This window comes from Corynebacterium sp. HMSC070H05 (genome assembly GCF_001837615.1).
In the GTDB taxonomy this organism is placed as follows: domain Bacteria; phylum Actinomycetota; class Actinomycetes; order Mycobacteriales; family Mycobacteriaceae; genus Corynebacterium; species Corynebacterium coyleae.
This window is the reverse complement of record NZ_KV833343.1, coordinates 1-283: the sequence shown is the minus strand read 5'-3', so window position 1 is coordinate 283 and position 283 is coordinate 1. Positions and strand designations below refer to the sequence as shown.

The window sequence follows — 283 nt, the reverse complement described above, 5'->3', positions numbered from 1 at the left end:
GTCATCGTCGTTGCGCCCGTTATGGAACCGGCATAACGGCACTAAGTTGGCAAGGTTGGTCTCCCCGCCGTGCCGCCAGGCTTGGATGTGGTGCATGTCGCAGTTGTCAGCTCCATGCCGGCAATCGGGCACCGGACAGGTTGGCGACATCATCGATGCCAATGCGCGTTGCTTGCCATTGGCAAACCGCTGGGTGCGATACAGGTTGACTGCACCCTCTGTCGGGTGAAACGCTGCGACTTCCAACACATCACCGAATTGCTGCGCGAGAAACTCCGCACCC

The 283-nt window shown here is 59.7% G+C and carries 1 protein-coding gene; it reads right to left on the bottom strand.

Going from position 1 to position 283, the window contains the following annotated elements:
- Positions 1–283, bottom strand: a 283-nt coding sequence (locus tag HMPREF2617_RS11945; protein ID WP_141763055.1) for an HNH endonuclease signature motif containing protein, incomplete at both ends; no start/stop codon positions are given.